The following is a 13,843-nucleotide window of genomic DNA, read 5'->3' as shown; positions in this document are numbered from 1 at the left end:
GCCATCTTCAGCTGGCGAAAGTGTGACGAAAATGGAGGGCGGGCCGACGTTCTCCGTCCCGCGCACGTCAGACCGGTCCGCCGCCAGCCCGTTCTTCTGCAAGACGGCGGATGATCGGGGCGGCCTGCTCGGCGGTCATGCCGATGCGCAGGCGACTGTCGTAGAGCATCCCGAGCAGTTCTTCGTCGTGACGGGTCAGCAGCGCGAATTCCTCGTCATCGTTGAAGATGGACGGTCGCGCGACAGGGCTGTCATTCGCGAGCCCGAGGCCCTGGGCGATCTCTTCGTGATAACAGCTCAATCGCATGAGGTCGGGATGCTCAGACCGGATCAGGGCGATGGCCGAGACATAGGCGTTCGGCCTGTCCGACGTGGAGGATGCGTAGACCGCGCAATAGGTGTTCCGGCCGAGCGACGTGATCTCGCGGATGGTGGTCCGGCTCAGGCCCGGCTCGACGCGACTGATCTGCGGGCCGAGTTCGCGCTGCTCGTCCAGCGACGCGACGAAGACGTGGTAGTTGCCTCCTTCGTCGACCAGTCGGATCGGGTGGTTCGTTGCCCGCCTCAGGCGCGCCAGATAGGATTCGACGCGCAGACGGTCGGTGCGGCGGGTCGCGGGATCGACGCTTTCCCCGAAATGGAGCTGCACGCGGACGGGCCCGGGCCACCGCCGCAACTTGGCGCGGCTCTGCTGGGCGACGTAGCGCCCGCCGATCTGGGTATACTCGGAGAAAAGCGCGATCCGTTCGAAATTGCGGGCAAGTTGTGCCGCACCGAACGGCGCGTCGGGCGCAAGACCATCGCGGCGCAGGCGTCCATCCGCCAGGAGCCGCGACTCGATCCGGCGATAATACCCGGACAGCGCGCGGCTTTCCCCCGACGGACCGGCCTCGGGACGCGGCGGCGGAGGTGGCGACGCGTCCGGGGCGGACGTCGTTGTGGGCTGGCAGCCGGTCAGGAACGCGCCGAACACCACGCTGAGAAGCGCACGTTTCGTCATCACCGAGAGGCCGCCTCCTGCGTGCCGCCATCACGGATCTGCCCGGCCGAAGCGGCGGCAAGCGTCTCGCGCAATTCCTTCTCCATTCCCTCCAACTCCTTCTCGGCCTCGGCACGCCGGGCCTTGCCCTCGTCGGCGATCTGAAGGCTTTCGGTGATGGTGGCAATGAGGTTTTCGTTCGCCTCGCGCACGGCGGCGATATCGAAGACGCCGCGTTCCATCTCCTCGCGAACCACCTTGTTGGCTTCGCGGAGGTTCTGTGCGTTCGACTTCAGCAACTGGTTGGTCAGGTCATTGGCATCGCGCACGGCCTCGGCAGCCTCGCGGGAACGTTGGATCGTCACGGCCTGCGCCAACTGCGTCTCCCAAAGGGGGACCGTATTCACGAGGGTCGAGTTGATCTTGGTCACCAGGCTCTTATCGTTCTCCTGGACCAGCCGGATCGAGGGCAGGGATTGCATCGTCACTTGCCGCGTCAGCTTGAGGTCATGGACGCGCCGTTCCAGATCGTCGCGAGCGGCGCGCAGGTCGCGCATCTCCTGGCTTCCCAGCATCTTGTCGTCTTCCGGCAGGGCGGCGATCTCGGCCTCCTTGGCGGGGATTGTCGTGCTGTCCAGCTCGCCCAGCTTCGCTTCGCCTGCGGTGATGTAGAGGCCCAGCTCTTCGTAGAAGTCGAGCGTCTTCTCATAGAGCTTGTCGAGCGATTTGATGTCCTTGAGGAGCGTGTGCTCGTGCTTGAGCAACGTGTCCGTGATGCGGTCGATCTGATCCTGCACGTCCTCGTAGCGGGCAACGAACTTGGCGAATGGCGCCGCGCGCCCGGTGATCCGTTCCCAGAAGGAGCGCTTGCGGCGGACGTCCAGCTCGCTGACCGAGAAGCCGCGGATCGTCGAGACCATTCCACGCAAGCTCTCGCCAGCCGGGCCGACATCCTTGTTCTTCACGTCCGCCAACATGGCCTGACTGATCTGCTGCAATTCGGCCTGAGCGGAGGATCCGAACTCGATGATCGACTGGGTGTCGGTGATGTCGATCTGATCCATGCGCTGACGGATCGCGGCGGCCTGCTCGGGCGGGGCCTGCTCCAGGGGAACGAGTTCGCCACCGGGCTCCGGCAGCGTGATCGCGGTCTTCTCGATCTCTGCGGTCAGCGCTTCGGCTTCGGCGCGGGTCTTAGTATCCATTCGTCTATTCCCCCATTGGCAGGCCGTCCCGTTTCAGACGGTCCCGCAAAACCTCGATCTCGACCTCGAGATCGGTACGGTCGGTAATAAGCAATGTCTCGCGCTTCGCATCGAAGCCGCGCTCCAACTCGTCAAGCAATTCGAAGAAGTCCGCCTTGGCCTTGGCGTCCCGCGTCTGGGCGTAGAGGTCGGCGAACTTGGCCGCCGCATCGCGTGCCGCCATGAGATAGACGCCCAGATACTTGCGCGCGGCCGACAGGTCGCGGGGATCGTCCTCGACGGTGCGGAACATGGCCCGGGCCTTCGCGGCGAGCCGTTCGACCCGCGTCTCCGCTTCGCGGTCGCGGGCGCGCAGGACGGCATCCTCCATTGCAGAGAGATGGGCCTCGGCTTCCTCGATCGTGCGGGCCACGCGATCCGTCTGCCAGGTGTCGATCCCTTCTATCCCCTTGTCGCGCATCGGGTCCGACCCGAAGGCCGCCACATGCAGGCCGGCGGCCACCAGCCCATAGACGATGGCCGGGAACAGCCCCGAGAGACCCGACATCGTGGCGAACCCGACACCGAAGCCCATGATCCCTGCGCCCAGCAGCTTGCGGGGAAGGGCGGGTCGACGCGCGATCTTGCGCTCGGCCCAGGCGGCTTCGGCCTTGAGGCCTTCGCGGGTCAGGACCGCGGCGCCGAAGATCGCGGCGGCCGAGATCAGGTTGATCGCCAGCGGAACAGCCCCGCCCGACCAGAGCGCAGAGATGACGGGCACGACCGAAAGCGCCATGAGGATCTGGACGCGCGCGCGTCCCGGCATCGGGGAGCGCAACGCGGGGGGCGGCGTCGGATCCGCGTCGCCCCGCGCCCCTCCCGGGCTAAACCGACCTCCATAGCGGCGCGCCATCGCTCAGAGCGCCCCGCCGTCCAGAACGCCGGCACCGGCCAGGGCAATCAGCACCGCAAGCGCGACGAATGCGACTTTCTGAACTCCGGTCGTCTTCACGATTCCCCCGATATCCTCGTGACCGTGGACAGGAACATATGAATGCCGGCGCCGCGACGCCAGCGCCAAGCCGCCGATCCGTGCGGAGGCTTGCCGAGCGTGGCAGCTTTGCGGCGCTCGGATTGCGGCATGGTCGCGGATCATCCTTTCGCAAAGAGCCCGGACCGGGCCGTGCTGCCCGGATCCGCGGGTCGCAGATCGGCGTGCAGCGCACGGCCCGCTCGCACGCCCGGTCGCGCGGCAACCCGGTCGAGCCAGGCCCGCATATGGGGCTTGTCGGACAGATCCTGCTGCTGGCCCTCCCACAGCGAGGCCCATGGCCAGATCGCCATGTCCGCGATCGAAAAGGAGTCCCCGGCGATGTAGGGCCGATCGGCAAGCCGTTGGTCGAGAACGCCGTAGAGGCGTCCGACCTCGGTTCTGTAGCGCTCCTTGGCATAGGGCAGATCCTGCGGCGGATCCATCGCGGGGGCGTACTTCAGAAAATGGTGCGCTTGCCCGGCCATAGGCCCGACACCGCCCATCTGCCACATCAGCCACTGGTCGATTTCGATCCGCTCGCGTTCCGTCTTGCCGCAGAAGCGGCCCGTCTTGCGGGCGAGATACTGCAGGATCGCGCCGCTTTCGAAGACGGAGATCGGATCGCCATCCGGTCCATCGGGATCCACGATGGCGGGCATCCTGCCGTTGGGCGACAGCCTCAGGAACTCTGCGGTCTTCTGGTCGCCCTTTCGGATGTCGACCAGTCTCACCTCGTAGGGCAGGCCCATCTCCTCCAGGGCGATGGACACCTTCCACCCGTTCGGTGTGGGCCAGTAGTGAAGCTGGATCATTGGTGGGCCTCCTTCGAGGCACCGTCCTAGGCCGCGGCCATGATGGCAAGCCCTCCTGCCGGTCCGGAGGGCGCGACGTCAGGCCGCTTGACCGCCTTGGCGGGGGGCGCTACTGCGACAGGATCGAGGGGATTTGTCTCCGGCTTGCGGCCCTCGCTAAACATACCGCTAAAGAGGGTGGGGCCCGGCCTGACAGGCGGCCCCGGCTTCCCGGCACTGCTATTCGGCCTGCAAGGAGGCCCGCCATGAAGGACACACCGTCCCGCCGTCCCCTGTCCAAACGCACCCGCGCCGTCCATGCCGGCACACGCCGCAGCCAATATGGCGAGCTGTCCGAAGCAATGTTCCTTACCCAGGGCTTCGTCTATCCGGATTCCGCTACGGCCGAGCGACGGTTCCTCAAGTCCGGGGACGATGAATTCATCTATGCGCGATACGGCAACCCGACCGTCGCCATGTTCGAAGACCGCATCGCCGCCCTGGAGGGGACCGAAGACGCCTTCGCCACGGCCAGTGGTATGGCCGCCGTCAACGGTGCCCTCTGCGCGATGCTGTCGTCGGGGGACCACGTCGTCGCCGGGCGCGCGCTCTTCGGGTCCTGCCTCTACATTCTGCAGGACGTCCTGCCGCGCTGGGGCGTCGAGGTGACTCTGGTCGACGGCACCGATCTCGACGCCTGGCGGCAAGCGATCCGGCCAGACACGAAGGCCGTCTTCTTCGAGAGTGTCTCCAATCCCGCGCTTGAGGTGATCGACATCGCCGGCGTCGCGGATATCGCACATACCGTCGGTGCCACTGTGGTGATCGACAACGTCTTCTCGACCCCCGTCTTCAGCCGCGCGGTCGAGCTTGGGGCCGATGTGGTGATCTACTCCACGACGAAGCATGTCGACGGGCAGGGACGGTGCCTTGGCGGTGTGATCTGCGGCTCTCGCGACTTCGTGCGTGGTACGGTCGAGCCCTACCTAAAGCACACGGGCGGTGCGCTGAGCCCGTTCAACGCGTGGGTCATGTTGAAAGGCCTCGAGCACATGGATCTTCGCGTCCGTGCCCAGGCCGAGACGGCGCTGCGGATCGCGCAGGCGCTGCGCGGGCATCCCAAGCTGGCGCGCGTGATCCATCCGCACCTGCCCGACCATCCTCAGCACGCCGTCGCCGTCTCGCAGATGGAGCAGGGAGGTACTATACTCTCGATCGACATCGCCGATGGCAAGGAGGCTGCATTCCGGTTCCTCGATGCGCTGGAGATCTTCCTGATTTCCAATAACCTCGGCGATGCCAAGTCGATCGCCACGCATCCGGCGACCACGACGCATCAGCGCCTCCCCGACGAGACGAAGGCAATGCTCGGGATAACGCCGGGCTTGGTCCGGCTGTCCTGCGGCCTCGAGGACCCGGACGACCTGCTCGACGATCTGACGCGCGCGCTCGACCATGCTTGAGCTCCGCGCGGGTCTGGAGGAGGATTTCGCCGCGCTGGCGGAGATCTTCTGGCGCAGCGTCCATGAAGGCGCCGCGCCTCGTTACGATGCGGCTCAGAGACGGGCCTGGTTGCCGAGACGGCCGACCCCAGCGCAGTTCGCCCAGAGGATCGACGGGCAGGTTCTGCGTGTCGCGGCGAGGGACTGGATCCCGGTCGGATTCATGACCATGACAACCAGCGGATACGTCGATCTCGCCTTCGTCCTGCCGGAAGAGCGGGGGCGCGGGACGGCCGATGCCCTGCTCGCGATGCTTTTGAACCATGCCCGCGCGACCGGCCTTGCCCGGTTGACGGTGCGGGCGAGCGAGATGGCGCGGCCTTTCTTCCGGCGGCATGGATGGCAGGCCCTCGCCCCCGCGCCGGTGGAGCGGAACGGGGTCACCCTGCTCTCGACGGAGATGGCGTTCGATCTGACCCCTCCTGTCCTGGCCGCGGAATGATCTGACGGGTGATCCGCTCCGGCGCGCTGTGCGTAGATGTGTCTGAAGGCTGGTAGAGGAGGCAACCGGCCCATACCTCATCCGCACAGCGCGAACCGAAGGGAGGGACGCATGAACGTCCACGCACCGGATATTGACCGCCCCGTCACTGAAGACGAAGCACAGGCCGCTCTGGCGTTGCTGAACCGCTATGCCGGTCAGTCAGGCGCCGCGCCGATGCCGTACCCCGTTCTGGCCGCGCTCTATGACGACGCGCATGTGGCCGACGAGGGCTATCGCACGACGCTGCCGGACCTTCAGAATGGCCCTGCCAGTCTGATCCGCGGTGCAGACCGGCGGATCCAGCATGTGGGAATTTCGAACTTCCGGCTTCCGCTGTCGGTCCCGACCCGCGAGGGGCCGCATCGAGTCGACGCTTCGGTGACCGGAACCGTCAGCCTGGAGGCCGGCTCCAAGGGTATCAACATGAGCCGCATCATGCGGTCGTTCTACCGTCATTCGGGCGACACGATGGGCTTCGACACGGTCGAGGCCGCGCTGGACGACTATCTTGTCGATCTGGGCGCGTTCGATGCGCGCCTCCTGCTGCGCTTCCAACTGCCTCTCGAAGTCACCGCTCTTCGGTCCGGGCTGAAGGGCTGGCAGTATTACGATTGCGCCATCGAGATGATCCAGAAGGACGGCGTCCGAACCCGGATCCTGCATCTGGACTACGTCTATTCGTCGACCTGCCCCTGTTCGCTGGAACTGTCCGAACATGCGAGACGCGAGCGTGGCCGGTTGGCAACGCCTCACTCCCAGCGCTCGGTCGCGCGGTTGTCCGTCGAGGTGACGGGCGCCCTGACCCACGAAGACATCGTGGATGCGTGTCGCAGGGTGGTGCCGACCGAGACGCAGGTGATGGTCAAGCGTGAGGACGAACAGGCTTTCGCGGAACTCAATGCCGCCAACCCGATCTTCGTCGAAGATGCCGCGCGTCTCTTCGCAGAGGCGTTGGAGGCGGAGGCCGGCGCCGGCGCGTTCCGCGTCGTCTGTTCGCATCAGGAGAGCCTGCACAGCCACGATGCGGTCTCGGTCCTGACCGCGGGCGACCTCTTCGACGTGGAAACGCTGGAGCCGCGCCTGTTCGGCACGCTCGTCCATCCCGGCTGACACGGAACCTTCGCTTTTCAGGTCCGGGCCGTCGCTCTACGGGTAGCTGACGAGGGGCTTGTTGCGACGATCCCGCGTTGGTTCCGGAGGAGGACGCGTTTTGGCCGGTCAGGTTCGGGTGCGCAGACCGTGATGGGCGAGATCCCAGTCCTGGGCCGCGCATGACGCCCTGGCCAGAGATGTGGCGTGCCTTCGGTCGGATCGGTCTTCTGTCCTTCGGCGGTCCCGCGGCGCAGATCGCGATCATGCAGGAAGAGCTGGTCGACCGGCGGGGCTGGCTGGACCGGGACACGTTTCTTCGGGGGCTCGGCTTTTGCACGCTCCTGCCGGGGCCCGAGGCGATGCAATTGGCGACTTTCGCGGGCTGGCGCCTGCGTGGAACGGCCGGGGGTCTTCTGGCAGGGCTCCTGTTCGTCATGCCGGGCGCTCTGGTGATGATGGGGCTCGCCTGGGCCTATCTGGCCTTCGGGCGGCTGGCGCCGGTCGAGGCGGCTTTCGCGGGCGTGAAAGCGGCCGTGCTCGCCATCGTGCTTTCGGCTCTGTGGAAGCTGCGCTCGAAGGTGGAAGGCGACAGACTGGCGGTGCCGGTGGCCCTCGCGGCCTTCGTCGCGCTCTTCGTCCTGGGCCTGCCGTTCTGGGCGGTGATCGGCGGAGCCTTGATCCTCGGTCTCATGCGAGGCGGAGATGGCACATTCGCCATACCCGCGCAGTCGACCGGCGGAGCGGCGAAGGCGGTGCGGACCATCGTCGTCTGGCTGATCGTGTGGTGGGCACCGCTGATCCCGCTGATCCTGATCTTTCCGGGCACGGCGCCCGCAGAGGCGGCGGTCTTCTTTTCGTGGCTCGCGACGGTCAGTTTCGGCGGCGCCTATGCGCTTCTGGCTGCGCTAGCTCAGACAGCGGTGGAAGGCTACGGCTGGCTGACATCGGCGCAGATGATCGACGGCCTGGGTCTGGCCGAGACGACACCCGGGCCCTTGGTGCTGGTCACGGTCTTCGCCGCTTGGTTGGGAGGGGCGGGCGATGGAGGCCTCCCCTCGGCGATCCTTACGGCCTGTGTCGCGCTCTGGGCCACGTTCGTGCCGTGCTTCCTGTGGATCTTTGCCGGCGCACCGCATCTGGAGATGCTGTCATCGCGGCCCCGCGTCGGCGCAGCCTTGCAAACCGTGACGGCCGCCGTCGCAGGGGTCATCGCCAATCTGGCTGTCGTGTTCGGACTTGCGGTCCTCTGGCCAGACGGCCCGGACCTGCAGGCCTTGTCCCTTGCCGCGCTCGCGGCCGGACTCCTCTGGTCGGGCCGGGCGGGGCTGCTCGCGACGCTTGCGATCTGCGCGACCGTGGCGCTTCTGCTGCATGTGATTTGACCCCTCGTCACGTGGGGGCTGGCCTGAAGCGCCCCGATTCGCTATTTTGAATGCACAGACCCGGAAAACCGGGCGGGGCAGAACAGGCGGATCTGAACATGACCGAGATCGCTCATGGCGCGGTCGTCGTCCTTCCGGGCGAGGCTATCCTGTCGCGGTGGTGGCGCACGGTGGACAAGGTCGTACTGGGCTGTCTGGTCACGCTCTTCGCTATCGGCATCCTCCTCGGGCTGGCCGCTTCGGTCCCTCTGGCCGAGCGGAACGGCCTGCCGCAATTCCATTACGTCGAACGGCAACTCGTCTTCGGGATCCTCGCCTTTGCGGTGATGCTCGTCGCGTCGATGCTGCAACCGCACGTCCTGCGCCGGCTCGGTGTGATCGCATTCGGGATCACCCTTCTGGCCGTCATGGCACTGCCCATCGCAGGCACGGATTTCGGCAAGGGCGCGACGCGCTGGTATTCGCTGGGCTTCGCATCCGTGCAGCCGTCCGAGTTCCTGAAGCCCTGCTTCGTCGTGGTCACGGCCTGGCTGATGGCCGCCGCGCACGAGCCGAATGGCCCCCCCGGCAAGTCGATCTCTGCCTGTCTGACCCTCGTCATCCTGGGATTCCTGGTGACGCAGCCAGATTTCGGGCAGGCCATGCTGACGGTCATCGCGTGGTCTTCGATCTACTTCGTGGCGGGGGCGCCCATCGCGGTCCTGACCGGCGTTGTCGGCGCCATCGCGCTGACCGGCATGGTCGCCTACCAGAATTCCGAGCATTTCGCGCGCCGCATCGACGGCTTCCTCAATCCGGAAATCGACCCCAGGACGCAGCTTGGCTACGCGACCAACGCGATCCGCGAAGGCGGCTTCTTCGGCACCGGTGTGAACGAAGGCCGGGTGAAGTGGACGCTGCCGGATGCGCATACGGATTTCATCATCGCGGTCGCGGCCGAGGAATACGGCCTCATTATGGTGCTGTTCATCGTCGCCCTCTTCGCGACGATCACGGTGCGCTGCCTGATCCGCCTCACGCGCGAGCGGGACATGTTCATCCGTCTCGCCGGGACCGGCCTGACCGTCCTGTTTGCTGCGCAAGCCTTCATCAACCTCGGCGTCGCCGTCCGGTTGCTGCCCGCCAAGGGGATGACGCTGCCATTCGTCAGCTACGGGGGGTCGTCCCTTATCGCGATGGGAGGGCTGGCCGGCATGCTGCTCTGCTTCACGCGTACGCGGCCGCAGAACGAGATGCGCGATCACCTGCTTGGCGGACGGGAATGAGCCCCCTGCTGGTCATCGCGGCAGGCGGGACGGGGGGGCACATGTTCCCTGCCCAGAGCCTCGCGGAAGAGATGCTCTCCCGCGGCTGGCGTGTCACGCTGTCGACCGATCAGCGCGGCGCACGGTATTCCGGCGGGTTCCCCGAAGACGTGCCGGTCGAGGTCGTTCCGGCCGCAACCTTCGCCCGCGGCGGTCCCCTGGCCAAGGCGGCCGTCCCCCTGCGTCTTACGCAAGGCACCTTTCGGGCGATGCAGGCGTTTCGCCGCGACCGGCCGGCCCTTGTCGCAGGCTTCGGGGGCTATCCCTCGATCCCGGCTTTGGCCGGCGCGACGCTTCTGAAGCTGCCGCGCCTCATTCACGAGCAGAACGGCGTTCTGGGCCGTGTGAACCAGATCTTCGCGACCCGCGTCGATGCCGTGGCCTGCGGAACCTGGCCCACCGAATTGCCCGACGGGGTGGACGGCAAGCATGTGGGCAATCCGGTCCGTGCCGCGATCCGTGCCCGCGAAGCCGCGCCCTACATCGCCCCCGGCGACCACCCGATGAGCGTTCTCGTCACCGGCGGAAGCCAAGGGGCGCGCATCCTTTCGGACGTGGTGCCCGAGGCGCTCTCCCGCCTGCCTGTCGACCTGCGCGCGCATCTGCGGGTCGCCCATCAGGCGAGGCCGGAAGACATCGACCGCGTCACCGCCGCCTATGCTCACACGGGTCTCCGGGCCGAGGTCCTGCCGTTCTTCGACGACATGCCCAACCGGATGGCCGATGCGCAGCTCGTCATCGCGCGATCGGGCGCCTCGACTGTTGCCGATTTGTCGGTGATCGGACGCCCCTCCATCTTGGTGCCTCTTGCATCGGCCTTGCGCGACGAGCAGACGGCCAACGCACGCGGGCTGGTGGAGGCGAACGCGGCGATCCTGATCCCGGAACGGAAGCTGACCCCCGACACGCTGGCCCAGCAGGCCGAATTGATCTTGACCAACCCCGATGGCGCGTCCCGCATGGCCCGTGCCGCCAACTCGATTGCAATCCCGGATGCGGCCAGCCGTCTGGCCGATCTCTGCGAAAGCCTGAGGACGCCCGCATGAACGCCACGAAGATGTCCACCTCGACCGGCCCCATCCATTTCGTCGGGATCGGCGGCATCGGCATGTCCGGCATCGCCGAGGTCTTGCTGAGCCAGGGCTTCACGGTTCAGGGCTCGGACATGAAGTCATCCGAGATCACCCGGCGGCTGGAAAAGCTGGGGGCGCGGATCTTCACCGGACAGCAGCCGCAGAACCTGGAGGGCGCGGAGGTCGTGGTGATCTCGTCCGCGATCAAGCCCGGCAATCCCGAACTGGATGCGGCGCGCGCGCGGGGCCTTCCGGTGGTCCGCCGGGCGGAGATGCTGGCCGAGTTGATGCGCCTCAAGTCGAATGTCGCCGTCGCCGGGACGCATGGCAAGACGACCACGACCACGATGGTCAGCGCGCTGCTGGATGCGGGCAAGCTGGACCCCACAGTCATCAATGGCGGGATCATCCACGCCTACGGCTCGAACGCGCGGCAGGGCACCGGCGAATGGATGGTGGTCGAAGCCGACGAAAGCGACGGCACGTTCAACCGCCTGCCGGCCACCATCGCGATCGTGACGAATATCGACCCGGAGCACATGGAGCATTGGGGCACGATCGAGAAGCTGCACGAGGGCTTCACCGACTTCGTCTCGAACATCCCGTTCTACGGGCTGGCCGTGCTTTGCACCGATCACGCCGAGGTTCGCGCGCTGGTCGGACGCGTCACCGACCGGCGGGTCGTCACCTACGGCTTCAACGCGCAGGCCGATATCCGCGCGATCAATCTGCGCTACGAGGCGGGCGTGGCGCATTTCGACGTCGCGCTGCAGGCCGAAGAGCAGGTGATCGAGGGCTGCACCCTGCCGATGCCGGGCGATCACAACGTGTCGAACGCGTTGGCCGCCGTCGCGGTCGCGCGCGAACTGGGCGTGCCCAAGGACGTGATCCGCGACGCGCTGGCCAGCTTCGGCGGCGTGAACCGCCGCTTCACCCGCGTGGGCGAGTGGCACGGCATTCCCATCATCGACGATTACGGCCACCATCCCGTGGAGATCGCCGCCGTCCTCAAGGCCGCGCGTCAGGCCATCGGGGACGAGGGCCGGGTCATCGCCGTTCACCAGCCGCACCGGTATTCGCGGCTGCACAGCCTGTTCGACGATTTCTGCGGCTGCTTTGCGGATGCCGATGTCGTGGGCATCGCCGAGGTCTACGCCGCAGGCGAGGATCCGATCGAGGGCGCCAGCCGCGACGATCTTGTCGCGGGCCTGATCCGAACCGGGCACCGCCATGCCCGCTCCGTTCACGACGAGGCCGATCTGGCCCGCCTGGTGAAGGAGCAGGCCCGCCCCGGCGATATCGTCGTCTGCCTTGGTGCCGGCACGATCTCGACCTGGGCCCGCGGTCTGCCGGAAGCTCTGAACGGGGCGGCAGCGTGACGTGTGCAAAGCCCTTTCCGGTCAGGATCGGGCGGCCTCTGGAGTCACGGGACTTCGACGCGATCAACGATCCTGCCGGCGGTGAATGGGCGTCGTGAAGCAAGGCATCCCGGCTTCCGTCGCAATGCTGTTCGACGCGCCTCTCGCGGCCTTGTGGACAAGTCGGCTGGCAGCGATCCCCGTCGTGGGTCGAGGCGGCCGCTCCGGGGCGCCATATGGTTCTCTTGGCGGGCGCCTCGTCCCCTGTGAATGGACCGACCGTTCGGATGGCGCGCACCAAGCCCATGGCCATCACGGCGGGGTGCTGGAATTCGTGGCCATCCCGGTCGGTCTTCGGACCAGATGCTCCGAAAGGGGAATGCGGTGGCCCTGATCGCGCTTTGCCTCTGGGTGGTCTTGGCCTGGATCCTGCAGACCGTCCTGACGGCCAGGCAATCTTGGCCGGCGGCCTATGGCCTGATCGCGGTCGGCCTGCCGCTCCTGATCTGGATCGGCATCAGTGAGGGCTGGGGCTGGGCGGCGCTCGGTCTTGCCGTGATGGCTCTCGTCCTGCGCTGGCCGGTCATTTATCTGGGCCGGTGGCTTCGGCGGCTCATGGGGCGATCGGGGGCGTCGTAAAAAAAACCCGCTCCGCCGATCTGGCCAGTTGGCCGGTCCTGCCGCCCTTGTCCCTGCCGCGTTGCCCCCCTAACCCCGACCCATGACCTACCCACCCGTCAGAGGCACGCTCACGCTCGACCGCGATCTCGCGTCGCTGACCTGGTTGCGCGTGGGCGGTCCCGCGGATGCCTTGTTCCAGCCGGCGGATATCGAGGATCTGAGCGCCTTTCTCGCGGCGCTCGATCCCGACGTCCCGGTCTTTCCGATGGGCGTTGGCTCCAACCTTATCGTGCGCGATGGTGGATTGCGCGCGGTGGTCATCCGGTTGGGACGCGGCTTCAACGGGATCGAGATCGACGGGGCGCGTGTCACGGCGGGCGCGGCCGCTCTGGATGCGCATGTGGCGCGCAAGGCGGCTGCGGCGGGGCTCGACCTGACGTTCCTGCGCACGATCCCCGGATCTGTCGGGGGTGCGGTCCGGATGAATGCGGGTTGCTATGGCACGTACACGGCCGACCGCCTGATCGAGGTGGAGGCCGTCACCCGGCGGGGAGAGCGCGTCACGATCCCGAGTGCGGATTTGCGGATGGCTTACCGCTCCTCTGTCCTGCCAGACGGTTGGGTGCTGATCTCGGCGGTCTTCGAGGCACCCGAAGGCGATCCGGCGGAGCTTGAGGCGCGGATGGAGGCGCAACTCGCCAAACGCGACGAGACGCAACCGACGAAGGACCGCAGCGCGGGATCGACGTTCCGCAATCCAGCCGGGTTCAGCAGTACGGGTCGCGAAGACGACGTCCACGACCTGAAGGCCTGGAAGGTGATCGACGACGCCGGATTGCGCGGCGCGCGGCGGGGCGGCGCGATCATGAGTCCGAAACATTCCAACTTTCTCGTCAACGAGGGTGGCGCAAGTGCCGCAGACCTCGAAGGATTGGGCGAGGAGGTCCGAGAGAAGGTCTTGGCCCACAGCGGAATATCGCTAGAGTGGGAAATCATGCGGGTCGGTGAGCCCGCGCCCGAATAGGTCCGTCAGAGGCCGG

At 66.7% G+C, this 13,843-nt stretch carries 13 protein-coding genes and 1 riboswitch; of the genes, 9 read left to right on the top strand and 4 right to left on the bottom strand.

Annotated features, from left to right (window positions below; all coding sequences use genetic code 11):
• Nucleotides 1-67: 67 nt before the first annotated feature.
• The 4 genes from jaqu_RS11990 to jaqu_RS11975 all read right to left on the bottom strand — a co-directional run bounded on the left by jaqu_RS11990 (nucleotide 68) and on the right by jaqu_RS11975 (nucleotide 4,008).
• Entirely contained in the window at nucleotides 68-1,000 is a 933-nt protein-coding gene (locus jaqu_RS11990; protein WP_043919228.1) for a DUF2927 domain-containing protein, read from the bottom strand.
• On the bottom strand, nucleotides 1,000-2,184 hold the full coding sequence (locus tag jaqu_RS11985) for a toxic anion resistance protein (RefSeq protein ID WP_043919227.1): 1,185 nt from the start codon (nucleotides 2,182-2,184) through the stop codon (nucleotides 1,000-1,002). Before jaqu_RS11985 ends, jaqu_RS11990 begins: the two co-directional genes overlap by 1 nt.
• Before the next feature lie 4 nt (nucleotides 2,185-2,188).
• Nucleotides 2,189-2,989, bottom strand: coding sequence for a 5-bromo-4-chloroindolyl phosphate hydrolysis family protein (locus jaqu_RS11980; protein ID WP_316243065.1), 801 nt, complete (start codon nucleotides 2,987-2,989; stop codon nucleotides 2,189-2,191).
• Between the two features lie 326 nt (nucleotides 2,990-3,315).
• Complete coding sequence (locus tag jaqu_RS11975) at nucleotides 3,316-4,008, bottom strand: glutathione S-transferase family protein (protein ID WP_043919225.1); 693 nt, start codon at nucleotides 4,006-4,008, stop codon at nucleotides 3,316-3,318.
• 115 nt (nucleotides 4,009-4,123) lie between these two features.
• A riboswitch (SAM riboswitch) is annotated at nucleotides 4,124-4,201 on the top strand.
• A 52-nt stretch (nucleotides 4,202-4,253) separates the two neighbouring features.
• Between jaqu_RS11975 and metZ the strand changes: the two genes are divergently transcribed.
• The 9 genes from metZ (at nucleotide 4,254) to murB (ending at nucleotide 13,827) form a co-directional block, all read left to right on the top strand.
• Nucleotides 4,254-5,450 carry an O-succinylhomoserine sulfhydrylase gene (metZ, locus tag jaqu_RS11970; RefSeq protein WP_043919224.1) on the top strand — a complete coding sequence of 399 codons (1,197 nt, stop codon included), beginning with the start codon at nucleotides 4,254-4,256 and terminating at the stop codon, nucleotides 5,448-5,450.
• Complete coding sequence (locus jaqu_RS11965; protein ID WP_043919223.1) at nucleotides 5,443-5,931, top strand: GNAT family N-acetyltransferase; 489 nt, start codon at nucleotides 5,443-5,445, stop codon at nucleotides 5,929-5,931. The genes metZ and jaqu_RS11965 overlap by 8 nt, the downstream gene beginning before the upstream one ends.
• Nucleotides 5,932-6,042: 111 nt before the next feature.
• Entirely contained in the window at nucleotides 6,043-7,083 is a 1,041-nt protein-coding gene (folE2, locus tag jaqu_RS11960) for a GTP cyclohydrolase FolE2 (protein WP_043919222.1), read from the top strand.
• A 161-nt stretch (nucleotides 7,084-7,244) separates the two neighbouring features.
• Nucleotides 7,245-8,447 (top strand): chromate efflux transporter, encoded by a 1,203-nt coding sequence (chrA, locus tag jaqu_RS11955; protein ID WP_043919221.1) that lies wholly within the window; start codon nucleotides 7,245-7,247, stop codon nucleotides 8,445-8,447.
• A gap of 98 nt (nucleotides 8,448-8,545) precedes the next feature.
• Nucleotides 8,546-9,712, top strand: coding sequence for a peptidoglycan glycosyltransferase FtsW (locus tag jaqu_RS11950; RefSeq protein ID WP_043919220.1), 1,167 nt, complete (start codon nucleotides 8,546-8,548; stop codon nucleotides 9,710-9,712).
• A complete protein-coding gene (locus jaqu_RS11945) occupies nucleotides 9,709-10,797 on the top strand; it encodes a UDP-N-acetylglucosamine--N-acetylmuramyl-(pentapeptide) pyrophosphoryl-undecaprenol N-acetylglucosamine transferase (RefSeq protein ID WP_043919219.1) in 1,089 nt (362 codons plus the stop codon). Before jaqu_RS11950 ends, jaqu_RS11945 begins: the two co-directional genes overlap by 4 nt.
• Nucleotides 10,794-12,203 carry a UDP-N-acetylmuramate--L-alanine ligase gene (murC, locus tag jaqu_RS11940; RefSeq protein WP_043919218.1) on the top strand — a complete coding sequence of 470 codons (1,410 nt, stop codon included), beginning with the start codon at nucleotides 10,794-10,796 and terminating at the stop codon, nucleotides 12,201-12,203. The genes jaqu_RS11945 and murC overlap by 4 nt, the downstream gene beginning before the upstream one ends.
• 342 nt (nucleotides 12,204-12,545) lie before the next feature.
• Nucleotides 12,546-12,821, top strand: a complete 276-nt coding sequence (locus jaqu_RS11935) for a DUF2484 family protein (protein ID WP_043919217.1) — start codon at nucleotides 12,546-12,548, stop codon at nucleotides 12,819-12,821.
• 82 nt (nucleotides 12,822-12,903) lie between these two features.
• The gene (gene murB, locus jaqu_RS11930) at nucleotides 12,904-13,827 is read left to right on the top strand and encodes a UDP-N-acetylmuramate dehydrogenase (RefSeq protein ID WP_043919216.1); all 924 of its coding nucleotides are present in this window, start codon (nucleotides 12,904-12,906) and stop codon (nucleotides 13,825-13,827) included.
• Nucleotides 13,828-13,843: the final 16 nt, after the last annotated feature.

The organism is Jannaschia aquimarina (assembly GCF_000877395.1).
In the GTDB taxonomy this organism is placed as follows: Bacteria; Pseudomonadota; Alphaproteobacteria; order Rhodobacterales; family Rhodobacteraceae; genus Jannaschia; species Jannaschia aquimarina.
Note: the sequence above shows the minus strand (reverse complement) of the source record. Positions and strands in the feature narration are given on the sequence as shown.

Coding starts and splice junctions, on each gene's coding strand:
- jaqu_RS11990 (WP_043919228.1), bottom strand. CDS start 1,000: ATGACGAAACGTGCGCTTCTCAGCGTGGTGTTCGGCGCGTTCCTGACC.
- jaqu_RS11985 (WP_043919227.1), bottom strand. CDS start 2,184: ATGGATACTAAGACCCGCGCCGAAGCCGAAGCGCTGACCGCAGAGATC.
- jaqu_RS11980 (WP_316243065.1), bottom strand. CDS start 2,989: ATGCCGGGACGCGCGCGCGTCCAGATCCTCATGGCGCTTTCGGTCGTG.
- jaqu_RS11975 (WP_043919225.1), bottom strand. CDS start 4,008: ATGATCCAGCTTCACTACTGGCCCACACCGAACGGGTGGAAGGTGTCC.
- metZ (WP_043919224.1), top strand. CDS start 4,254: ATGAAGGACACACCGTCCCGCCGTCCCCTGTCCAAACGCACCCGCGCC.
- jaqu_RS11965 (WP_043919223.1), top strand. CDS start 5,443: ATGCTTGAGCTCCGCGCGGGTCTGGAGGAGGATTTCGCCGCGCTGGCG.
- folE2 (WP_043919222.1), top strand. CDS start 6,043: ATGAACGTCCACGCACCGGATATTGACCGCCCCGTCACTGAAGACGAA.
- chrA (WP_043919221.1), top strand. CDS start 7,245: ATGACGCCCTGGCCAGAGATGTGGCGTGCCTTCGGTCGGATCGGTCTT.
- jaqu_RS11950 (WP_043919220.1), top strand. CDS start 8,546: ATGACCGAGATCGCTCATGGCGCGGTCGTCGTCCTTCCGGGCGAGGCT.
- jaqu_RS11945 (WP_043919219.1), top strand. CDS start 9,709: ATGAGCCCCCTGCTGGTCATCGCGGCAGGCGGGACGGGGGGGCACATG.
- murC (WP_043919218.1), top strand. CDS start 10,794: ATGAACGCCACGAAGATGTCCACCTCGACCGGCCCCATCCATTTCGTC.
- jaqu_RS11935 (WP_043919217.1), top strand. CDS start 12,546: ATGCTCCGAAAGGGGAATGCGGTGGCCCTGATCGCGCTTTGCCTCTGG.
- murB (WP_043919216.1), top strand. CDS start 12,904: ATGACCTACCCACCCGTCAGAGGCACGCTCACGCTCGACCGCGATCTC.